General features: G+C 61.0%; 18 protein-coding genes and 1 tRNA gene. 9 read left to right on the top strand and 10 right to left on the bottom strand.

Annotated features, from left to right (window positions below; genetic code table 11):
- Positions 1 to 443: 443 nt before the first annotated feature.
- The 3 genes from GOB85_RS11095 (at position 444) to mltG (ending at position 4,745) form a co-directional block, all read left to right on the top strand.
- Entirely contained in the window at positions 444 to 2,630 is a 2,187-nt protein-coding gene (locus GOB85_RS11095; protein ID WP_173577563.1) for an RNA degradosome polyphosphate kinase, read from the top strand.
- Positions 2,631 to 2,779: 149 nt separating this feature from the next.
- Positions 2,780 to 3,658, top strand: a complete 879-nt coding sequence (locus tag GOB85_RS11090) for an aldose 1-epimerase family protein (protein ID WP_173577513.1) — start codon at positions 2,780 to 2,782, stop codon at positions 3,656 to 3,658.
- 7 nt (positions 3,659 to 3,665) lie between these two features.
- Positions 3,666 to 4,745 carry an endolytic transglycosylase MltG gene (gene mltG / locus GOB85_RS11085; protein WP_173577514.1) on the top strand — a complete coding sequence of 360 codons (1,080 nt, stop codon included), beginning with the start codon at positions 3,666 to 3,668 and terminating at the stop codon, positions 4,743 to 4,745.
- An 83-nt stretch (positions 4,746 to 4,828) separates the two neighbouring features.
- Here the strand turns inward: mltG and GOB85_RS11080 are convergent, their stop codons facing one another.
- The gene (locus GOB85_RS11080; protein WP_173577515.1) at positions 4,829 to 5,710 is read right to left on the bottom strand and encodes a lipid-binding SYLF domain-containing protein; all 882 of its coding nucleotides are present in this window, start codon (positions 5,708 to 5,710) and stop codon (positions 4,829 to 4,831) included.
- Between GOB85_RS11080 and GOB85_RS11075 the strand changes: the two genes are divergently transcribed.
- Positions 5,696 to 5,926, top strand: a complete 231-nt coding sequence (locus GOB85_RS11075; protein ID WP_173577516.1) for a hypothetical protein — start codon at positions 5,696 to 5,698, stop codon at positions 5,924 to 5,926. The genes GOB85_RS11080 and GOB85_RS11075 overlap by 15 nt on opposite strands.
- On the opposite strand, the gene GOB85_RS11070 is transcribed toward GOB85_RS11075, so the two are convergent.
- On the bottom strand, positions 5,898 to 6,848 hold the full coding sequence (locus tag GOB85_RS11070; RefSeq protein WP_242011453.1) for a hypothetical protein: 951 nt from the start codon (positions 6,846 to 6,848) through the stop codon (positions 5,898 to 5,900). The genes GOB85_RS11075 and GOB85_RS11070 overlap by 29 nt on opposite strands.
- A gap of 113 nt (positions 6,849 to 6,961) precedes the next feature.
- Here GOB85_RS11070 and GOB85_RS11065 point away from each other — a divergent pair, with 113 nt between their 5' ends.
- Entirely contained in the window at positions 6,962 to 7,939 is a 978-nt protein-coding gene (locus tag GOB85_RS11065) for a bile acid:sodium symporter family protein (protein WP_173577517.1), read from the top strand.
- Here the strand turns inward: GOB85_RS11065 and GOB85_RS11060 are convergent.
- From GOB85_RS11060 to GOB85_RS11050, 3 genes are all read right to left on the bottom strand, one after another.
- On the bottom strand, positions 7,927 to 8,649 hold the full coding sequence (locus tag GOB85_RS11060) for a DsbA family oxidoreductase (RefSeq protein ID WP_173577518.1): 723 nt from the start codon (positions 8,647 to 8,649) through the stop codon (positions 7,927 to 7,929). The two genes, GOB85_RS11065 and GOB85_RS11060, sit on opposite strands and share 13 nt — an antisense overlap.
- 123 nt (positions 8,650 to 8,772) lie before the next feature.
- Positions 8,773 to 9,837 carry an alpha-E domain-containing protein gene (locus GOB85_RS11055; protein WP_173577519.1) on the bottom strand — a complete coding sequence of 355 codons (1,065 nt, stop codon included), beginning with the start codon at positions 9,835 to 9,837 and terminating at the stop codon, positions 8,773 to 8,775.
- Entirely contained in the window at positions 9,819 to 11,327 is a 1,509-nt protein-coding gene (locus tag GOB85_RS11050) for a circularly permuted type 2 ATP-grasp protein (protein ID WP_173577520.1), read from the bottom strand. The genes GOB85_RS11055 and GOB85_RS11050 overlap by 19 nt, the downstream gene beginning before the upstream one ends.
- Before the next feature lie 223 nt (positions 11,328 to 11,550).
- Between GOB85_RS11050 and GOB85_RS11045 the strand changes: the two genes are divergently transcribed.
- Both GOB85_RS11045 and GOB85_RS11040 read left to right on the top strand, forming a co-directional pair.
- Positions 11,551 to 12,399 carry a DUF1217 domain-containing protein gene (locus GOB85_RS11045; protein WP_173577521.1) on the top strand — a complete coding sequence of 283 codons (849 nt, stop codon included), beginning with the start codon at positions 11,551 to 11,553 and terminating at the stop codon, positions 12,397 to 12,399.
- A gap of 107 nt (positions 12,400 to 12,506) precedes the next feature.
- The gene (locus tag GOB85_RS11040) at positions 12,507 to 13,994 is read left to right on the top strand and encodes a pyridoxal phosphate-dependent decarboxylase family protein (protein WP_408737063.1); all 1,488 of its coding nucleotides are present in this window, start codon (positions 12,507 to 12,509) and stop codon (positions 13,992 to 13,994) included.
- Between the two features lie 242 nt (positions 13,995 to 14,236).
- On the opposite strand, the gene cobT is transcribed toward GOB85_RS11040, so the two are convergent.
- The 3 genes from cobT to GOB85_RS11025 all read right to left on the bottom strand — a co-directional run bounded on the left by cobT (position 14,237) and on the right by GOB85_RS11025 (position 17,900).
- Positions 14,237 to 16,132 carry a cobaltochelatase subunit CobT gene (cobT, locus tag GOB85_RS11035; protein ID WP_173577523.1) on the bottom strand — a complete coding sequence of 632 codons (1,896 nt, stop codon included), beginning with the start codon at positions 16,130 to 16,132 and terminating at the stop codon, positions 14,237 to 14,239.
- 122 nt (positions 16,133 to 16,254) lie between these two features.
- Positions 16,255 to 17,253 carry a cobaltochelatase subunit CobS gene (gene cobS, locus GOB85_RS11030; RefSeq protein WP_173577524.1) on the bottom strand — a complete coding sequence of 333 codons (999 nt, stop codon included), beginning with the start codon at positions 17,251 to 17,253 and terminating at the stop codon, positions 16,255 to 16,257.
- Between the two features lie 41 nt (positions 17,254 to 17,294).
- On the bottom strand, positions 17,295 to 17,900 hold the full coding sequence (locus GOB85_RS11025; RefSeq protein ID WP_173577525.1) for a J domain-containing protein: 606 nt from the start codon (positions 17,898 to 17,900) through the stop codon (positions 17,295 to 17,297).
- Positions 17,901 to 17,984: 84 nt separating this feature from the next.
- Here GOB85_RS11025 and GOB85_RS11020 point away from each other — a divergent pair, with 84 nt between their 5' ends.
- Both GOB85_RS11020 and GOB85_RS11015 read left to right on the top strand, forming a co-directional pair.
- Positions 17,985 to 18,296: a BolA family protein gene (locus tag GOB85_RS11020; protein ID WP_173577526.1), complete on the top strand. Its 312-nt coding sequence runs from the start codon at positions 17,985 to 17,987 to the stop codon at positions 18,294 to 18,296.
- On the top strand, positions 18,293 to 18,859 hold the full coding sequence (locus GOB85_RS11015) for a LolA family protein (RefSeq protein WP_173577527.1): 567 nt from the start codon (positions 18,293 to 18,295) through the stop codon (positions 18,857 to 18,859). Before GOB85_RS11020 ends, GOB85_RS11015 begins: the two co-directional genes overlap by 4 nt.
- Before the next feature lie 58 nt (positions 18,860 to 18,917).
- Here the strand turns inward: GOB85_RS11015 and GOB85_RS11010 are convergent, their stop codons facing one another.
- Positions 18,918 to 19,961 (bottom strand): class I SAM-dependent methyltransferase, encoded by a 1,044-nt coding sequence (locus GOB85_RS11010; RefSeq protein WP_173577528.1) that lies wholly within the window; start codon positions 19,959 to 19,961, stop codon positions 18,918 to 18,920.
- 294 nt (positions 19,962 to 20,255) lie between these two features.
- Positions 20,256 to 20,332 (bottom strand) — tRNA-Arg (locus GOB85_RS11005).
- Positions 20,333 to 20,342 lie beyond the last annotated feature (10 nt).

The following is a 20,342-nucleotide window of genomic DNA, read 5'->3' as shown; positions in this document are numbered from 1 at the left end:
TGTGGTTCCTGCCGGGTGCGGGCAGAGTCTGAAATTCTTCCTATCATTTGAAAAATAACAGATAAATACGCGACACTCACAAAGCCTCCCACTTTTCCCATGAGGGGAAAAAGGGAAGGTGCAGGCGGCAAGACTGTGGCGTGGCGACACGATTCCGGGAGTCGATCCGGTTCAGGCTGATCTGTCTGACAGGGGCCGGACAAAAAAAATGTCATATGACAGCAGGAGCGTGCCGGCGTACGGTAACTCTGAATAAGCGCGGGCTGTGAACCCGGGCAGGACGGACTGGAGAGAGATCATTGGCTGGGAGTGAAGGCGGCAGGACGCGCGGGACGGGACGCAGGGTAAAAGGCACGACGGATGAGGCGGCACGGTCATCGTCCCGGTCGGCAAGGAACGCGGCGGCGTCTGCTGACAGGAAAACGGGCAGGACGGGATCGGCTCTGGCGGCAGTTCGGGCCAGAGATGTGGCGGGGCATGTTATTGATGCCTCTTCGTCTGACCGGTTTATCAACCGGGAGCTTTCCTGGCTGGCGTTTAATCAGCGCGTGGTGGAAGAGGCGGACAATGTTCGCAATCCGCTGCTGGAGCGTCTGCGGTTTCTGTCGATCAGCGCGGCCAATCTTGATGAATTTTATTCCGTGCGTGTGGCCGGACTTGTCGGGCAGGTGCGGGAAGGGCTGGTTTCACTCTCTCCGGATGGTCTGACGCCGGCATTGCAGCTTGCGGCGGTGCGTGAGCGTTCGGCGCAGCTTCTTCGGGAGCAACAGCGGATCTGGACGCATCTGCGCGAGCTTCTGGCCGGTGCGGGTGTGGTGCTTTGCGGGCTGGAGCAGCTTGATGATGCTGACTGCGCCTGGCTGACTGATTATTTCATGGAGCGGATTTTCCCGGTTCTGACGCCACTGGCAGTCGACCCGGCGCATCCGTTGCCGTTTATCCCGAATATGGGTCTGGCTCTGGCTTTGCGGCTGATTGTCGAGGACACGGGCAAGTTCGTGATGAACGGGCTGATTTTGCTGCCCGCGCAGGTGGAGCGGTTCATCCGTCTGCCGTCTCCGCCGGGCAAGCCGCCGGTGGTACGATTTGTTCTGCTGGAAAATCTGATCACGCTTTGCATCGACCGGCTCTATCCGGGGCTGGTGATTGGCGAAGGCGGGATGCTGCGTGTCATTCGCGACACGGATGTCGAGTTTGAGGACGAGGCGGAGGATCTGGTCCGCTCCTATGAGACGGCGCTGAAACAGCGGCGGCGAGGCGTGGTGATCCATGTGGACATGGAATCGCGGGTTCCGCGGGAGCTGGCGGCGGCGATTGTCGATGAGCTGGATCTGCCACCTGAGGAGGTTTCGGTTCATTCCGGCATGATCGGGGTGGTCGATCTCAAGCAGATGATTGTCGATGACCGGCCGGATCTGCTGTTTGCTCCGTACACGCCGCGCTTTCCCGAACGGATTGTCGATTTTGGCGGGGACTGTTTTGCGGCGATCCGGGCTAAGGATCTGATTGTTCATCATCCGTTCGAGAGTTTTGACGTGGTGGTGCAGTTTCTGCGCCAGGCGGCGCTGGACCCGAACGTGATTGCGATCAAGCAGACGCTGTACCGGACGTCTCGCGACAGTCCTATTGTGAAAGCGCTGATCGAGGCGGCGGAATCCGGGAAATCCGTGACAGCGATGGTTGAGTTGCGGGCACGGTTTGATGAGGAGGCGAATATCAGGCTGTCGCGGGCGCTGGAGGCGGCCGGCGTGCAGGTGGTGTTCGGGTTCGCGGATCTGAAGACGCATGCGAAGCTGAGTCTGGTGGTGCGGCGGGAAGGAAATACGGTTCGGTCTTACGCGCATTTCGGGACCGGGAATTATCATCCGATTACGGCGCGGATTTATACGGATCTGTCGTTTTTCACCTGCAATCCGGAGCTGGTGCGGGATTCGGCGCGGCTGTTCAATTATGTGACCGGCTATGCGATGCCTTCGAAGATGGAGGCGATTGCGTTTTCGCCGCTGACCTGCCGCAAGACGCTTGAGGCGCTGATTGATAACGAGATCGCGTTTGTCCGGGCAGGGAAGCCGGGGCTGATCTGGCTGAAGATGAATGCGCTGGTTGATCCGGAACTGATCGACAAGCTGTATGAGGCGTCCTGCGCCGGTGTGAAGATCATGGGCGTTGTGCGGGGCATGTGCTGCCTGCGGCCGGGGGTGCCAGGGCTGTCGGAGAACATCCGGATCAAGTCGATTGTCGGGCGGTTTCTGGAACATGCGCGGATTTATGCATTCGGGAACGGGCACAGGCTGCCGTCCCGGTCCGCGAAGGTGTTTATCTCGTCCGCGGACTGGATGACGCGGAACATGGACTGGCGGGTGGAGAGTCTGGTGCCGATCACCAATGCGACGGTTCATGCGCAGGTTCTGGATCAGATTATGGTGACGGATCTGAAGGACAATCTGAACTCGTGGGTTCTGGAGCGGACGGGGCGTTACCGGCGTCTGGACCCGGGTTCGAAGCCGTTTTCGGCGCATGAATGGTTCATGACGCATCCGTCGCTTTCGGGGCGTGGTTCCAAGGCGGGGGATGTGGGCATTCGGGCAGCGCTGCCGCCGCATCCGCGTGACAGACTGGCGGACGACTGAGGGGGTTATTTTCGGTATCCGGTTCCGCGTGTCGGTGATCCGGGCTCCGGGTGTGGAGCTGATGCTTCTGAATTTTCCGTGGGTGGGTTTTACGATCTGCGGTGGATGTTCCATACAGGTTTCCGGATTGATGCTCCGGAGGGACCGTTATGGGCACAGAGATTCATGCATTTGGTGATGCCTCGCTGAGAGCGGCGGTTTCGGTCAGGGGGGCTGAGCTGGTCTCGCTGACGCGGGATGACGGCACGGATCTGCTCTGGGATGCGGGGCCGGAGTGGCGTCGTCAGTCCCCGGTGCTGTTTCCGATTGTGGGACGTCTGCCTGACGATACCGCGACGATCGACGGGACGCGGTATCATCTGACGCAGCATGGTTTTGCGCGTGACCGGGTCTTTCGGTTGCTTGAGACATCCGACAATGGCTGTGTGCTGGAATTGCATGAGGATGATGCAAGTCTGGCGGTGTTTCCGTTCCGGTTTCGGCTGTGGATTGCCTACACGGTTGCCGACGGGGAGCTGACGGTTCGCTACACGCTGCGGAATCCGGATGACCGCAGGGTGCTGCATGCCTCTCTGGGCGCGCATCCGGCGTTTCGCTGGCCGTTGCATGAGGGTGACGTTCGGGAAGAGTATCGGCTGATTTTTGAAGAAGCTGAGCCGGAGCCTGTTCGCAGGGTTTCAGGGGGACTGCTGGCGGCGGCGGCTTATCCAACGCCGGTGCGGGGGCGCGAGCTGTTGCTGGATGACTCTCTCTTTGTTGATGATGCGGTGATTTTTGACCGGATCAGAAGTCGTTCTGTCGTTTTCGGACGGCCTGGAGCGAGTGGATTGCGTGTGTCCTGGCAGGGATTTCCGGAACTGGGCGTGTGGACGAAACCGGGCGCGCCTTTCCTGTGCATTGAACCCTGGCATGGTCTTGCGACACCGCAGGGATTCAGCGGCGAGTTTCGTGACAAGCCGGGTCTGGTTCATCTTCAGTCCGGGCAGGAATGGGAAGCGCACTGGTCAGTGAAGGTGGTTGACGTCTGAGGCCCCGGTGAAGAAAAAATCGCGACCAGCGAAGCAGCAGCCGGCGAAACAACGACTGGCAGAGAAGCCACGGCGCAGGCTGTGGCGGACCGTTATCGCGGGTGTTCTGGGCTGTGGTGTCCTGGCGGGCGCGGGCGCAGGGGCCGGGTACTGGCGTTATACGACTCCGGGACCATTGCCTGCGACGACGCCTCTGGTCATTCCGCCAGGCGGATATGCCAGCACGATCGCGGCGTTGCAGCGGGGCGGGGTATTGCGGGACAATCCTGTCGATGTCGACGTGTTTCGTGCTGCTATTCTGCTGACGCGGCATGACGGGCAGCTTCATGCGGCGGAATTGCAGTTTCCGGCGTTTGCGTCGATGCGGGACATTCTGAATGTGCTGCGACACGGGCAGCCGGTGCGGCATCCCATGACCATTCCCGAGGGGCTGACGGCGAAGCAGATTCTGGCGCTGGTGAATGAAGCGCCGCTGCTGACCGGACATGCCGGGTTGCCGGGAGAGGGCGAAACGCTGCCGCAGACCTACTACTATCTGCGTGGCATGGCGCGGGCGGCGCTGGTCGGACGGATGAAACTGGCGATGCAGCGGGAGGTCGAGCGGGTCTGGGAGGGGCGTGATCCGTCGTTGCCGTTGCGCGATCCGGAACAGCTCGTGATTCTGGCGTCGATTGTGGAAAAAGAGACCGGGCTGCCAGAAGAACGGCCGCATGTTGCGCGTGTGTTTCTGAACAGGCTGCGCCTCGGGATGAAGTTGCAGGCTGATCCGACGACGATTTATGCGTTAACGGATGGTGCGGGGCGGCTGGGGCGGCCTCTGACGCATGCGGATATGGCCACGCAGAGCCCTTACAATACGTATGTGACGATCGGGCTGCCGCCTGCGCCGATCTGTTCGCCGGGACTGGCTTCTCTGGAAGCGGTGGCGCATCCGGCGCAGGGCGATGATCTGTATTTTGTGGCGTCCGGCGACGGGGCGCATCGGTTCACGGCGTCGCTTGACGAGCACAACCACAATGTCGAGGCGTTGCGGAAGGTGCGGGGGAGTGCCGCCGGGGCGGCTCCAGCGCCGGGTGGAGGGCCGTAGCGGAGGCCGGCCGGGACGTGAAGTATCCCGGCGGCTTTGGGCTGCCGGAGACGCTGTCGTTTCAGGCAGCCGGAATGACGGTTTTAGTAATGCTTGCCTGAGGTAACGGGGGGGAGTGACTGGGACTGGATGGCACCTGAACCGGACGAGGCGGATGGTGTGAGTGTGGTCGGTCCGTCGACAGCGTCGGTGGTTGTGCCGTTGCCCGTGCCAGCAGAGGTGGTTGCCGCTGTTGCGGCGGCTGACGTGGCTGTGGCGCTGTAACGGGTCAGGATTTCGCGGAGCGGATCGGCGCTGGTGTTGTTGACGCGCATTGAGATGACGATCTCTGTCGGGCCGACGATCTGGTTGTAATAGGCGCGGTTGGCATCGCTGTCGACGGTCAGCTTGGTTCCGCCGAGAGAGGCGCCGGCGAAGAGGCCTTCCGACTTCTGGATGGCCATGATGTCGGTGTTGCTGCGGCCTGCTGTGCCGCTTTCGATGCCGCCGCCCATGGTCGCGAAGGAGGCGTTGGCGTTGGCTCCGAACTGGAACTGGCTGTCCAGCAGGGCTTGCAGGCCACGGTCGCTCATGACGAAGAAGATCATCTCGGAGGACTGCACGCCGAGCTGGAAGCCGACAGATGCCGTACTGAGTTTGTAAAAAGCCGGATCTGACCAGGAGCCGCGCGCGTCTCTGGACATCAGGACACAGCCGCCACCTGAGCCGCCGATGCCGATCGACATGCGGAAGACGGATGGGCAGACCATGATGGCGCGGGCTTTTCCGAGATAGCGATAGACGCGATCGGTGGGTTGGGCACCGATAAAAATGTCCTGCACGGCGAGCGTGGCTTTATCGACGAGTGTCTGCTGCGTTTCGGCGGCGGCGTGGCTCTGTGCTGGCAGGCCGAACAGACCCAGTGCAGCGGCAGCGAGGCCGGTTGCGGTATAAAGGGAAAGCCGGGAAGAGTGGCGAGCCCGCATGCGAAGGTCTCCTGTCACGAAGGCGAGGGCAATCGAATCGCCCGGATTTGTGGCCGCAGCATGGCCGAGGTTGTGGCCTGCTGCAATTTTGCCGCGGATGGGCGTTTTGTAATGGCGCGGATTACGCTGACGGGGCGTCCCGGCGAGGACGCGGGGCCTGGAGCCATGTCCTCGCCGGGGTGCTCTCTTATTTCAGCGGGAGAGGGACGCCATTGACGGTGAGGACACCGCCCGCCCATGTCGTATCCCAGGCGTTACCATCACTGGTGCTGTGGCTGACCATGCGGGCGATGATGAGAGCGGCTGCCACTTTCATCTGATTTTCCTGACGGGCGTGATCGATCAGGGCACTGATGTCATGGATTTCGAGATGGCCGCCGGCGGATGTACTGCCGGTTTCCCCTGTGAGAGTGGCGTGACCGTTTCCGGAGAGTTCGATGGTGTCGCGCCGGGCGGTCAGTGAATGGATTGTCACGTGAACGGCGGGCAGGCTGGTCGCTTTTCCGGCAGTCGCGGCCATGAGCGAAGCGAGTTCGCTTTGTGGCAGGGTGAAGCTGGCGTTGGCGCTGGACGGCATGAGGGTGGGGGCGGTGACGCCGCTGACGGTGACACCACTGAAGGACAGGGTGGCATTGGCGTCCGGGCTGCCGTTTTTAAGGGCGAGGTGTGCGGTGTCGATGCCGATATGGAGAGATTTGTGCTGGATGCTGGCGCCGCTCCAGCTCATGTCCAGGCTGTGACCGGAAGCGAGCGCGGCCTGAGCGGCTTTACCTTCGGTTTCGAGCCAGGCGGAGCAGGCGGCATTGTGATAGCCCGTGAAAGCGGCCAGCAGCAGCACTGAGGCGGCATCGGCGAGGTCCAGGCTGGCATCGGGGGCCGCGCCTGCGAAGGTCTGGCGGGTTGCTTTGAGCACGCCCCCACCTGAGCCTGCGGTGACCGTGATATGCTCAAGGACGGTTTGTCCCTGAGCGCTGCTCTGGTCGCTATGGGCGATCCGTGCGCAGGCGGCGGGAGCCGGGGCCGCGTGCAGGATGGATGGCGCGAGAGGCCCGGCGGCGCAGAGACCGAGGGACGCTATGGCTGACAGGCGGTAACGGTGTCGCGACGGCCTGCGGGGATGAATGGCGAAGTGTTTCATTTAACGCTAAACGTGGCGCAAATAGCGGTGGTTCGCAATCGTGCTGAAGGGCGTGATGCGTGATGATGTGCCTGCCCTGATAAAATCAGTTCTGATGAATTTGGAAAAAAATTATGCCGTTCAAGCCGGACCCGTTTCTGCTCAGTCTGATTGCGACGCTGATCATTGCTTCGGTTCTGCCCTGTCACGGGGCGGCGGTGCCGGTTTTTCAGTGGCTTGCGGTCATTGTGATCGCGATCATGTTTTTTCTTCAGGGCGCGCGTCTGTCGCGGGCGGCGGTGCTGAACGGGCTGACGGCCTGGCGTCTGCATATGACGATCCTTGCCTGCACTTTCGTTTTGTTTCCGCTGCTTGGTCTGGCGCTGCATGCGCTGGCGCCGGGTCTGTTGCTTGATGATGTGTGGATGGGCGTTCTGTTTCTCTGCTGCCTGCCTTCGACGGTGCAGTCCTCGATCGCATTTACCTCGATCGGGCGAGGCAATGTGCCGGCGGCGGTGTGTTCGGCGACGGCGTCGAACATTGCCGGGATTTTCATCACGCCGGTTCTGGTCGGGCTTGTTCTGGCGAAGCACGGCGCTCAGTCCGGCGGGATGATGAACATTGTTCTGCAACTGCTGCTGCCGTTTGTGGCGGGGCAGTTGTTGCAGCCCTGGATCGGGGGCTGGGCGCACCGGAACAAGAAGCTGCTTTCGATGACCGATCGCGGGTCGGTTCTTATTGTGGTTTATACGGCGTTCAGCGAGGCGATTGTGCAGGGGCTGTGGCATCGGCTGCCGCTGGAGCAGCTTGGCGTGATTGCGCTTGTGGATACGCTTCTGCTTGTGATTGTTCTGACGGTGACGACGATTGGCAGCCGGATGCTCGGATTTTCACGTGAGGACGAGGTGGCGATCGTTTTTTGCGGATCGAAGAAAACACTGGCTTCGGGCGTGCCGATGGCGAACGTGCTGTTTCCGGCTGCGAGTGTCGGGTTCGTGGTGTTGCCGCTGATGCTTTATCATCAGATTCAGCTTTTCGTCTGTGCCTGGATGGCGCGGCGTTTTGCGCGGCAGGCCGAGACCTCAGAAGCGACCGAAAGTCAGACGGCCTGACACGACGAGACCTGATCGGGGCTGACGCTCCAGGTTTCGCCGGGGTCTGTGCCGGCTGGCAGAGCCGCTGTAAGAGCGGTGTCGAGAAGTCTGTTGAGCACCCGGGCATCGTGCACGCCGGTCATGGCCAGTCCGTCGATAATGAGGGACGGCACGCCGTTGATTCCGGCTTTCTGCGCGCTGAGCTGGTCGGATGTGACGGTTCCGATCATCGTTTTGCCGGCGAGGAAATCCAGGGCGAGGTCGGGATCGAAGCCGTGCTGTTCCGCGATATAGGCAAGTGTGACCGGGTTGCCGATATCGGCGCCGTTTCTGAAATAGGCATCGAAGATGCCGAGCACGAGGCTGGTGCAGTCTCCCCGCGATGAGGCCCAGGCGATAAGGCGGTGGGCATCCATTGTCGGGGGAACACGGGCGATACGATCGAAATGCAGGCTGCGGCCGAGGCTGCGTCCCTGAATTTCGATGAGGTGCATGAGGCGTTGCGCGCGGTCATCGCTGCCGTGTCTGCCACGCAGCCAGGTTGTGAGATCGGCGCCTCCGGGCGGCAGCCCCGGATTCAGGATGAAGGGCCGCCAGCGGAAGGTGACATCGACATCGGTTCTGCCACGGAAAGCGGAAACGGCGGTCTCGATTCCCAGGCAGCACCAGGGGCAGACGAAGTCGAAAACGACTTCGACGCCGATCCGGATGCGGACAGGGACGAGCATGTTCATGACATTATAATAGGAAAAGTGTGTGCGGGTTGCCCACCCGAATTGTCAGGCTTTTCGTTTATTTTGTCTGAACGTGATCAGGCCGTGATCTTTTCGGTGGGTCGCGGAGGGCTCTGCTCAGGATTGTGACTGGCTCTGGCTGCTGGCCGGAAAGAGTTCCGGCGTTTCGGGAGCGAGGACGGCTGCTCCGGGCGCGGGCCAGAATGCGTTTGCGATTTCTCTCTGGATGTCCTGCAACTCGTTTTGAATCCAGTCATTGAATTCATGGAGCCCCCTGACGATGATTTCCGTTGCTGTCTGCTGATCGAGGATATTGCGCAGGTGTTCGACGCGGCCGACGATGTGGGATGCGCCGCGAAGGTGATAATCCCGGCGCAGTTGCGTGATGTTGCTGTGCAGATGCCGCAGATTGGTTGAGAGGGAGCGTGGGAAGGCTTCGCTTTTGAGCAGAAAGCCGACGATGCTGGATGGACGGATATCGGCGCTCATGACGCGGCGATAGGCGTGATAGCCGGCGGCGGAGCGCAGCACGGCGGACCACTGGCTGATATCGACTTCGGAGCCGACGCCGGCCTCGGATGGCAGCAGCGTGTGATATTTGATGTCGATCAGGCGGGTGATCTGGTCGGCGCGTTCGAGGTGCCGGCCTGCATTGTAAAAGATACTGGCCTGATCACGGTAGAACGTGCCTTCGGTGATTCCGGTATGGGTCTGGCAATCCTGCTTGATGCGGGTGCAGAGCTGCGAGATTTCGCTTGGACGGATATCGTCCCTGCCCAGGCTGCGAACGAACTTTGTGAAGATGTTGAGCTGAGCCCACATTTCGGTGGAGATGACGGGGCGCAGCGAGCGGGCGTTTTCGCGCGCGGCATGGGCGAGGGAGACGATGGATGTCGGGTTTTCTGTATCGATCGTGTAGAACGTGATCACGCTTCGGGCTGTGGTTGCGTCATGCGTGGCGAAGAAGCGTTCTTCATCGGCATTGATCTGCACGATGGCGCGCCAGCCGTCGGAGGCGCCGGAACGGACGAAGGTTTCGGTGACGTCGATGATACGGGCGAGGTTTTCGATCCGCTCCATATAGCGCGCCAGCCACATGGTACATTCGGCATAGCGGGAGAGGAGCGGCATCGGGACGGTGGCGATCGGATCGACGGTCGTGGTCATTGCGCGAGTACCCATGTGTCCTTGGAGCCGCCGCCCTGCGACGAGTTGACGACGAGCGAGCCGCGGCGAAGGGCGACGCGCGACAGGCCTCCGGGGAGCACCCAGGTGGATTTTCCGGTGACGGCGAAGGGGCGCAGATCGACGTGCCGGGGTTCGAGTCCGTTTTCACAGAGCGTGGGGGAGACGGAGAGGTTGATGACGGGCTGGCTGATATAGTTTGCCGGGTCGGCTTCCAGCTTGGTTCTGAATTCCGCGAGTTCGTCCTGTGTTGCGTGCGGACCGATGATCAGGCCGTAGCCGCCGGATTCGCCGACGGGCTTGACGACGAGATTTTTGAGGTTGGCGAGGGTGTATGCCAGCCCTTCCGGTTCGGCGCAGATATGGGTTTCGACGTTGGAGAGGATGGGCTCTTCCGAGAGGTAGTAACGGATGATCCTGGGCATGTAGGCATAGACGGCTTTGTCATCAGCGACGCCGGTGCCGATGGCGTTGGCGATGGTGATGTTGCCTTTGCGGTAGGCCTGGACGAGGCCGGGGACGCCGAGCATGCTGGTGGGGTCGAAGGCTTCCGGGTCGAGGAAGTCATCATTGAGACGTCGATAGATGGAGTGGACGGGGCGGAGGCCCGCGGTGGTGCGCATGTAGACGCGGTCGTTTTCGGTGACGAGGTCGCGGCCTTCGACGAGGGGGACGCCCATTTCGCGGGCGAGGAAGACGTGTTCAAAATAGGCTGAGTTGTAGATGCCGGGAGACAGCAGCACGACCTGTGGGTTGTCGACGCCTTCGGGGGCGAGTTCGGCGAGGGCATTTTGCAGGCGCATGCCGTATTCATCGACGGGCATGAGGTCGATGCCGGCGGCGATGTCGGGCATGACGCGCAGCGTGGTGTGGCGGTTTTCGATGACGTAGGACACGCCTGAGGGTGTGCGGGCGTTGTCTTCGAGCACGAGAAAGCGCCCGGCATCGTCGCGCACCAGGTCGGTGCCGTTGATGTGGACATATGTTCCGCCGGGGACGTCGAGACCGATCATGGCGGGGCAGAAATTGGCGTTTCCGACCACGAGGTCGCGCGGAATGATGCCGTCACGCAGGACATTCTGGTCGTGATAGATGTCCCACAGGAACATGTTCAGCGCCTGGACGCGCTGTTTCACTCCGGCCTCGATATGCTGCCATTCTTTCCGGGCGAGAATGCGGGGCACGAGATCGAAGGGCAGGATGCGGTCGATGGCGTCACGTTCTGAGTAGACGGTGAAGGTGATGCCCAGATTGTAGAGTTCCTGCTCCGCCTGTTTTGCGCGTGAGCGGAGATCGTCGAGGGGCAGAGCGTTGAGACGGTCCCGGATCAGTTCGACCTGCGGATCTGTGTGACCGCCGCTGTTTGTCAGTTCGCAGAAGAAATGACTGTTTTGGTAATGCGAGAAGAGGCCCGTATCGGCCAGTGCTTCGGGAGCCCCGTGTGAGGATGGTTTCGGTCCCGGTTGCCCGTTGGTTTTATCGGCCATTCGTGCTCCTGCCCGTTTTCTCCGGAACGCTTGCTGTGCCGGCGAGTTCGTTACACTCAAGCAAGAAATCGGGGGGACGCCAAGACGGAAATGGAATGTCTCGGGTCGGTGCAGCGCATGGCGCGGGGCGAAAGGCCATTAACTCATTGTTAAGACAAATCTTCCACTGTTCCGGGACCTGTTCATTGAGGCCGCAAAATGTGGCCGATCCGGAGGGACGTCCATGTCTGGCAGCATTTCGGGGCTTTCGCCCGTAGCGACTTATCTCGCTGAGGAAAAAGATGAGGCGAAGTCTGCCGCGAACTATGCCAAAACAAACGCGACGGTGAGCAATGACGTTGCGTCTTTTGAAAAAGACGCGCCCACCATCACCTCGGCCACGGCACTGATGAAGAATTACAAAGCGCTGTCTGTCGTGCTTGGCGCGTACGGACTGGGCTCGATTCAGGGAGAGACGGCGCTGGTGAAGGATCTGCTGACGCAGGATCCGACCTCATCGACCTCTGTGGCGGCGAAATCCGGCAATGCAACATGGCTCGCCTTCGCCAAAGCGTTCTCGGCATGGAACGAAGCATCGTCGTCATCGACATCCACCACGTCGCCCTTCGCTGATCCGACCACACTCGAATCGGTTGTGACGCAGTATGAGCAGGGGCAGTACGAAACGTCTCTCAATAACTCCACTTCAACGCCGGGAGTGGGGAGTGCGCTGTATTTCACCCGCACCATGACGAGCAGCATGACGCTGAATGATATCATGGCCGATTCGAAACTTCTTACCGTTGTTGAGACGGTAAGCGGCTTTAATCCGACCCAGTTCGGTGCTCTGGATTTTGATGAGCAGCAGCGTCTGCTGTCGAAGACTGTCAATCTGTCGGATTTTTCCACGCCCGCGAAGATTCAGAAATATGCGGAGCAGTATCTGGCGACGCTGCAGATCAGCCCGCAGCCGGTGACTCAACCGGCATCGCTGCTGTCTCTTTATGGTTCGGATGGCAGCACGAATACGACACTGAGCCTGTTTGGTGTGACGTCGAGCGGCAGTTCGCTTGTTTCCTCGCTTTTCGGGTAAGCTGTAGCAGCCCCAGAGTGTCCGGCGCTGCTGTGTCTGTCCTTTCATGTCAGAAGCGGATTGCTTGTCTCAGAGCGGGCGCAAACTGTGGCATGGAACAGACCTGCATGGCTGAGCACGATTTTCCTTCTGAGTCACTTGATCCGTCCGGAGAAGGATGGGAGCAGCTACGTGCCGAAGGGCACCGGATGCTTGATGAGATGATTGATAATCTTGCCACCTTACGGGAACGGCCGGTCTGGCAGCCTGTTCCGGCTGAGGTTCGGGAGACATTTCGCAGGGCTGCGATGCCTGAGGAAAGCGGCGGGCTTCGGGACTTTTTCAGCGCTTTTTCACGGGATGTCCTGCCGTACTCAGTGGGGAACCGGCATCCGGGGTTTATGGGCTGGGTGCATGGTGGCGGAACACCGGTCGGGATGCTGGCGGAGATGCTGGCGGCGGGACTGAACGCCAATCTGGGTGGTCGGGATCATGCGCCTGTCGAGGTCGAGCGGATGGTCATTCGCTGGGCAGCGACGATGATGGGGATGCCTGAGACAGCATCCGGTCTGCTGGTGACAGGTTCGTCCATGGCGAATTTCATTGCAGTGATTGTCGCGTCACGCGCGCGGCCGGACGGCGTGGCGATGAGGACGACCGGGCTGCAGGGGCGGAAGCTGACCGGTTATGCGGCTCAGACCGTGCATGGTTGTGTGAGTCGGGCGTTCGATCTGGGGGGGCTGGGCACGGACGCGCTGCGGCTGGTGCCTGTGGATGCGGCGTTCCGGATGGATATGCCGGTGTTACGGCGGATGATTGCGGCGGATCGTGCGGCGGGTTTCGAGCCATTTCTGGTTGTTGGCACAGCGGGCACTGTGGATACGGGGGCGATTGATCCGCTGGACGAGATTGCGGCGATTGCGGAGGCGGAGGGGCTCTGGTTCCATGTCGATGGTGCATTCGGGGCGCTGGCGACGTTATCGGAACGGTTCCGGCCCGCCCTGGCGGCTATCGGCAAGGCAGATAGTCTGGCCTTTGATTTTCATAAATGGGCCCAGGTTCCGTATGATGCCGGGTGTGTGATCGTGCGTGATCCGGTGCGTCATGCGGCGGCTTTTGCGCAGACCTTGTCTTATCTCTCACGGGAGGATCGGGGGACAGCGGCGGGGGCGCCGTGGTTCTGCGATCTCGGGCCGGATCTGTCGCGTGGGTTTCGGGCGCTGAAAGTCTGGGCGACGCTGTCTGTTTACGGGACGCGGCGGCTGGGGCTGATGGTGGATCAGTGCTGTGATGTGGCGCGGTATCTCGCTGCGCGGGTGGAACGTGAGGCCGGGCTTGAGCTGATGGCGCCGGTGACGCTGAATATTGTCTGTTTCCGGGTACGGGCGACAGGTGAGGATGATGTCGCGCTGGATAATTTCAATGCCGAGCTGGTCAAGGATGTGCAGGAGAGCGGGATTGCCGTGCCTTCGACAACACGGATTGGGGGGCGGCTGGTGATCCGGGCGGCGATTGTGAATCACCGGACGGTGCGGGCGGATGTGGACCGGATGGTGGATGCTGTGCTGGAGGGCGCGGCGCGGCGGAGGGATTGCGGTGTGAGAGTGCCGGGATGATGCCTGTGTCCGGCGGCGGGGACTGCTCGGGTCCCTGAGTGGCGCTCTCATTCAGCAGTAAGGCTCATGAAACAGGCTCCCAGGCCCAGCCACACAAGACGCCCTCATAAAGAAGCCAGGGCTCTGCCCGGACCCGGAAGGGAGTGTGGCTCCCATCACCCTGGTCTGTTGACTGACAACCTGGATTGCAGAGGGCTATGCCTCCGGCAGGGTGCGGGATCTGGTCCCGGGATAACGCAGATTCAGGCCGCGCGCGGTCTGCTGTTTTCATCGAACAGTTCGGAAAGCTTCTTCATCATTGTTCCGCCGAGTTCTTCCGCATCGGTGATCGTGACGGCCCGGCGATAGTAGCGGGTGACGTCATGGCCGATGCCGATGGCGATGAGTTCGATTTCGCCGCGGCTTTCGATGGAAGCGATGACTTCCCGCAGATGGTCTTCCAGGTACGAGCCGGGATTGACTGAGAGGGTGCTGTCATCGACCGGGGCGCCGTCTGAGATGACCATGAGGATGCGACGCTGCTCGGGACGGGAGCGGAGACGGCGGGAGGCCCAGAGCAGGGCTTCGCCATCGATGTTTTCCTTGAGCAGGCCCTCGCGCAGCATCAGCCCCAGGTTACGGCGGGCGCGGCGCAGCGGCGTGTCGGCGGCTTTGTAGATGATGTGGCGGAGGTCATTGAGACGTCCGGGATTGGGTGGTTTTCCGGCGGCGGTCCATTTTTCACGACTTTGCCCGCCTTTCCAGGCGCGGGTTGTGAAGCCGAGGATCTCCACTTTCACGCCGCAGCGTTCCAGCGTCCGGGCGAGAATGTCACCACACATGGCGGCAACCGAAATCGGTCTGCCGCGCATGGACCCGGAATTGTCGATCAGCAGCGTGACGACGGTGTCGCGGAATTCGGTTTCCCGTTCCCGCTTATAGGTCAGGGAGAGCATCGGGTTGACGACGATGCGGGAGAGTCGTCCGGCGTCGAGAATGCCTTCTTCCAGATCGAACTCCCAGGCGCGGGTCTGCTGGGCCATCAGCTTGCGCTGGAGGCGGTTGGCCAGTCTGGAGATGACGCCCGTGAGGCTGGCGAGCTGGAGGTCGAGCTGCTGGCGCAGGCGACCGAGTTCGTCTTCGTCGCAGAGGTTTTCCGCTGTCGTTTCCTCGTCGAACTGCGTCGTGTAGGCGTGGTAGCCGCGCGCGGTGTCGCCAGGGGTCGCCTGGCGGCCATCATTGGGGCCGGAGGGGTCGCCGGTACCTTCCCCTTCGCCGCCTTCTGCTTCGGCTGTTTCCTCAGGGTCGCCGGCCTCGCCTGACTGCTCCATGATCTGAGGCTCGGGGCCACCATCCTGTTCTTCCGTGTCGTCGGAAGGTGGCTGGTCCTGCGTCTCGGGCGGCGGTTCGTCTTCGGCGTCTTCCTGAGAGGACGTATCGGTGTCGCCCTCTTCGTCGTTCTCCAGAGAATCGGCATCCATTTCGGCGAGCGAGCAGGCGGCCAGCAGGTGCCGGGCGGCGCGGGAATAGGAGTCCTGGTCGTCCTGTGTTGCGGCGAGTTCGCTAAGAGCGGTCTGTGCTTCCGGGGGAAGCTCCCGGCTCCAGGCGTCGAGCAGAGGGCGGACGGAGGCGGGGGCCGGGCGGCCGCTGAGTTTTTCGCGGGCGAGCAGGCCGAGGGCGAGCGCGGTGGGAAGCTGCTCCTTGCTGCTCATGTGCGGGACGCCGGCGTCCTGACATTCCTGCGCCATGCGGCGGTCGAGATTGGCTGCGACGCCCTGCATGTAACGGGAGCCGACGGCTTCGACGCGGGCCTGTTCGAGCGCGTCATAGACACCGCGCGCGGTGCTGTCTTCCGGCTGCCGGAAACGGTGGAGAGCGGCGTCGTGATGCCTCAGGCGTAGCGCCGCGGCGTCGGCGGCGCCCCGGATGCGGCTGGCTTCGTCTTCCGTGGCGTGACGGGAGGGCAGGGGAAGGCGGATCGGGCCTTCCTGGTCCAGCGCTCCGGGAGGCATGTTGCCGGCGTGGAACGTGACTTCCGTGTCGGCACGACCTCCGATGGCGCGCAGGACGCCGACGGTGGTGCGGCGGAACGCTTCGGCCTTATCGGCGGCCGCGTCCTGCGAGGGCGGGGCGTTCGGGGCGCGGGGGCGTTCGGCCATGTCCGGTGGTCTCCTGCGGGGTCAGAACATCTGAGGCCGGATCAGCCCGGTCGTCTGCGTTCCGGCCCCTTGTTTTGCCGGCCTTGTGAGGCGGGCGGCTTTGATACGATCAGTTCTGGCAATCAGCTCTGGCGCTTCGGTTTTGCCAGCGGGTCCACGTTGAAGCAGCGCTGATAGTATTCCGCGACCATGGCGCGTTCGGCTTCGTCGCACTTGTTCAGGAATGTCACGCGGAAGGCGAAGGCGAGATCGTGGAAGATGCGCTCGTTTTCGGCCCAGGCGATGACGGTGCGCGGGGACATGACTGTGGAGATGTCACCGGCCATGAAGCCGGAGCGCGTGAGACCGGCGAGGGCGACCATGTTGTCTATGGTCTGTTTTGCCTTTTTGTCATCCGGGGCGATGCCGAGTCTGGACAGGACGATCGCGACTTCCTGCTGGTGGGGCAGGTAGTTCAGCGATGTCACGATATTCCAGCGATCCATCTGGCCCTGATTGATCTGCTGGGTTCCGTGATAGAGGCCGGTTGTGTCGCCCAGGCCGACAGTGTTGGCCGTGGCGAAGAGGCGGAAGAACGGGTTGGGGCGGATGACGCGGTTCTGATCGAGCAGGGTGAGGTTGCCGTCCACTTCGAGCACGCGCTGGATGACGAACATCACATCCGGGCGGCCGGCATCGTATTCGTCGAACACGAGGGCGCAGGGATGCTGGAGGCACCAGGGTAGCAGTCCTTCGCGGAATTCGGTGACCTGCTGGCCGTCTTTCAGGACGATGGCGTCCTTGCCGATGAGGTCGATGCGCGAGACGTGGCTATCGAGGTTGATGCGCACGCAGGGCCAGTTCAGGCGGGCGGCGATCTGTTCGATATGCGAGGATTTTCCGGTGCCGTGGAAGCCCTGGACCATGACGCGGCGGTTGAAGGTGAAGCCGGCGAGGATGGCGAGTGTGGTGTCATGATCGAACACGTAGGACGTGTCGATTTCAGGCACATGTTCGGTGCGGACTGAAAAGGCCGGGACTTTCAGGTCGGTGTCGATGCCGAAAACGTCACGGGCGGAGACTTTGAGATCCGGGACCGAGATTGCGGATGTTGGGATCAGTTCGTCGCTCGCTTCGCTCATGATGTGTCCGTTTCATTATGGTGTGGCAGACTCTGCCACGATCAGGCTGACTTTTCGAGACCGTCGTCGCTGTTGGAAGCGAAATGGGCGCGCAGGGCAGAGTAGGCCACGTTGATGACCTTCAGTTTTTCTTCCGCGTCCCGGTCACCATGGTTGATATCGGGATGGTGTTTTCTGGCGAGGTTTTTGTAGCGTATTTTCACTTCCTCGAAAGAGACAGGCCAGTTCAGCCCCATTGTGCTGAGCGGTTCGCGCAGCGGTTCGGGCGTCCGGGGCTCACGGGCCTTGCGATGACGCCGCGCACGATCAGCCCGGGACGCGTTGAGTATATCCAGCGGGTCGAGCACGTCTTCCTCGCTGAAAGGCTGACGGCCGACATGGCCAGCCTTCCAGGAGGGGCGATCCCAGGAGACATCGGAGCGTAGCTGGGCCTCGATCTGTGCCGCGCTCATCCCTTTGTAATAATCCCAGCGGGCGTTGTACTCGCGGACGTGTTCGAGGCAGAACCAGAAATAGTCGTTCAGTGTCGTACGTGAGCGGGGTGCGCGGTAGCCCGCCTCCTCATCGCAGCCGGGTGCGTCGCAGCACTGCCGCGGCGCGTCCGGATCGGGATCGAAGGCCCGGTGGCGTGTGTTTCGTCTCCTCATGTGACCTGTTATGTGTGCCGCTGAGGGGACTGCGCAAGAGGCATTTCGGCGTGAATGACCCGATGATCTGAGAGGACCGCTTGTATGGCTGCAGAGGCAACGGGACCACGTGCGCAACGTGTGAAGGCGCTGCTTGAGGAGAAACTGTCTCCGGTGGTGCTTGAGATTATGGATGAGAGTGACCGTCATGCGGGGCATATCGGGCGTCCTCGCGGGCCGCAGGAAGGGGTTGCGGAGACGCATTTCCGGCTGACGGTTGTGAGCGACGCGTTTGACGGGATCTCCCGTGTGGCGCGGTCGCGCATGGTGCATAGCCTGCTTGATCCGGAATTTGCTGACGGGCTGCATGCGCTGGCTTTGTCGTTGCGGACGCCTGCGGAAGCGGCCGCCCGATGACACGGGTGTTGTCACGCCGGGCCGCGTTGCTGGCTGGCCTGGCTCTGGCGGCCTGTGCCCGGTCGGGGACGGGCCTGCTCTCCGGTGAGGATCAGCGTGATGTGGCGCGGGTTGAGGCGTATTTTAACGGGCTGACGTCATTGCGGCTCCTGTTTGAGCAGGCCTTTATTGATGGCGGGCACGGTTCCGGCGTGATGAGTTATGCGCCGGGACGGTTCCGGCTGGACTACACGGTGCCGCGCGGGATGACCCTGGTGGCGGGTGACGGGCATCTGGTGCTGACCAACCCGCAGAACGGGGCGGTGACGCGGATGGGGCTGTCGCACACGCCGCTGGGGCTGTTGCTGGCCCGACCGGTCCGGCTCAGCGGGGGCGTGACGGTGACGTCGGTGAAACGCGGTCCGGGCATGTTGCAGATGTCTCTGGCGAAGACGGACCGGATGTCGGACGGGCTGCTGACGCTTCAGTTCGGGGATGCGGGCGGCGTGCTGACTTTGTCGGGAATTGTGCTGGTGGATGACCGGCAGCATGTCACGACGTTGCGAATTGAGGACGTTGCGTGAGGGTGAAAAATGGCCCTGTCCGCGGGCTGGCGGCGGACAGAGATATCATTTTTTAAAATCACCTGATATTCCGAAGAAGTTTTTTGATATCACGTAGCGGCTTGCTGACTCTCCACGATGTTGACTGGTACATCGAGGCCAGGGTGTTTGTCTTGTCCTGAAGGGCTGCTTTGAGACGGGCATTTTCGAGAAGATAGTTTGCCGCGGACGATCTGACCGGCGTTTCTTCGAGAACATAGACGGCCGCTCTGCCGCATTGCGCGAAGGGGTAATGGGTTGCGGACCAGCCTGTAATTCCGGCTATTTTCATGAAATAATCGTGGGTAAATCCCAGTTCCATCCATCCGAACCGCCGCATGCAAAAAACGGAGAGAGCATCAAGGCGTGGTCCCCAGGCGAAAGGGATGCCGGGTGTTGTGTGTGGCACGATTGGCTCGCCGCACAGGATGATGCGTCCGCCGGGGTTCAGGCGATCATGCAGGCGGATCAGAAGATCATCGAAATTGAACGCGTGATGAAAGGCCTCATAAAATATGATGCGGTCGAATTTCTGTCCCTCAAAGCCTTCTCCGAATTCCGCGCATTCGACATCGACTGACAGATTGAGATGGGACGACTGTGCGTTTATGCCGTCTATGGCCATTTTCCCGATATCGACGCCGAATGCTTTGTATCCCATTCGTGCGAGCATAAGGATCATTTGCCCGCTGCCGGGGCCATATTCGAGAACGGAGCCTCCGGGTTCGAGATCCAGATGGGCAAAGATGTGGCCCCATGAGTAGAGATGTTCGGATACGAGCCGGGCGTCTCTGAATCCCCATGGGGCTAATCCGGACCAGATGTTTTCCGGCAGAACATGGGGTGTCGCTTCGTCACGGTCCGGCTGATATCCCTGATCCTGTCGTCCGCGCAGCAGAAGGTATAGCTCCATCGCGGCTTCTTTGTAGTCTGGCAAAAATGGATTCATGCCGGTCAGAGCACTTGATTCCGGAACTTCAAGTATCATTTCCGACATTTTTGTATACTGGACACTGTCAGGGACACCCTCTCCGATTTCCTGAAGAATATCGTCGAATTCAGACTTTGAACAAATACTGGTCATTATTTCCAAATTCCGAAGATTTCCGGGGCAGGACCTGAATGATAGTAAAATCTGATCTTTCGGACGTAGTAAACAGTGCAAAACTACAGCAGAAAATTATCCTCCTGTCGACGGCACAGGATTACTGACGAAGTCGCACGTAACGGTATGAGGGGGTCACAGGAGGCAGACGCGATCCGCTGTTGACCATGTCCTGTGTGTTTAGACTGTGCTTATTTGGAAAAGCTGTTGCTTACGACAATTAGCCCTGACCAGTCGTCAAAGATGGGCTTTTCGTTGATTTATAAGTGATTTTGGCGCGCCCTACTGGATTCGAACCAGTGACCCACAGCTTAGAAGGCTGTTGCTCTATCCAACTGAGCTAAGGGCGCGCAGCGGGGC

Origin of the sequence: Acetobacter fallax, assembly GCF_011516735.1 — a bacterium.
In the GTDB taxonomy this organism is placed as follows: Bacteria; Pseudomonadota; Alphaproteobacteria; order Acetobacterales; family Acetobacteraceae; genus Acetobacter; species Acetobacter fallax.
Note: the sequence above shows the minus strand (reverse complement) of the source record. Positions and strands in the feature narration are given on the sequence as shown.

Coding starts and splice junctions, on each gene's coding strand:
- GOB85_RS11090 (WP_173577513.1), top strand. CDS start 2,780: ATGGGCACAGAGATTCATGCATTTGGTGATGCCTCGCTGAGAGCGGCG.
- GOB85_RS11080 (WP_173577515.1), bottom strand. CDS start 5,710: ATGCGGGCTCGCCACTCTTCCCGGCTTTCCCTTTATACCGCAACCGGC.
- GOB85_RS11070 (WP_242011453.1), bottom strand. CDS start 6,848: ATGAAACACTTCGCCATTCATCCCCGCAGGCCGTCGCGACACCGTTAC.
- GOB85_RS11065 (WP_173577517.1), top strand. CDS start 6,962: ATGCCGTTCAAGCCGGACCCGTTTCTGCTCAGTCTGATTGCGACGCTG.
- GOB85_RS11060 (WP_173577518.1), bottom strand. CDS start 8,649: ATGCTCGTCCCTGTCCGCATCCGGATCGGCGTCGAAGTCGTTTTCGAC.
- GOB85_RS11055 (WP_173577519.1), bottom strand. CDS start 9,837: ATGGGTACTCGCGCAATGACCACGACCGTCGATCCGATCGCCACCGTC.
- GOB85_RS11050 (WP_173577520.1), bottom strand. CDS start 11,327: ATGGCCGATAAAACCAACGGGCAACCGGGACCGAAACCATCCTCACAC.
- GOB85_RS11045 (WP_173577521.1), top strand. CDS start 11,551: ATGTCTGGCAGCATTTCGGGGCTTTCGCCCGTAGCGACTTATCTCGCT.
- GOB85_RS11040 (WP_408737063.1), top strand. CDS start 12,507: ATGGCTGAGCACGATTTTCCTTCTGAGTCACTTGATCCGTCCGGAGAA.
- cobT (WP_173577523.1), bottom strand. CDS start 16,132: ATGGCCGAACGCCCCCGCGCCCCGAACGCCCCGCCCTCGCAGGACGCG.
- cobS (WP_173577524.1), bottom strand. CDS start 17,253: ATGAGCGAAGCGAGCGACGAACTGATCCCAACATCCGCAATCTCGGTC.
- GOB85_RS11025 (WP_173577525.1), bottom strand. CDS start 17,900: ATGAGGAGACGAAACACACGCCACCGGGCCTTCGATCCCGATCCGGAC.
- GOB85_RS11020 (WP_173577526.1), top strand. CDS start 17,985: ATGGCTGCAGAGGCAACGGGACCACGTGCGCAACGTGTGAAGGCGCTG.
- GOB85_RS11015 (WP_173577527.1), top strand. CDS start 18,293: ATGACACGGGTGTTGTCACGCCGGGCCGCGTTGCTGGCTGGCCTGGCT.
- GOB85_RS11010 (WP_173577528.1), bottom strand. CDS start 19,961: ATGACCAGTATTTGTTCAAAGTCTGAATTCGACGATATTCTTCAGGAA.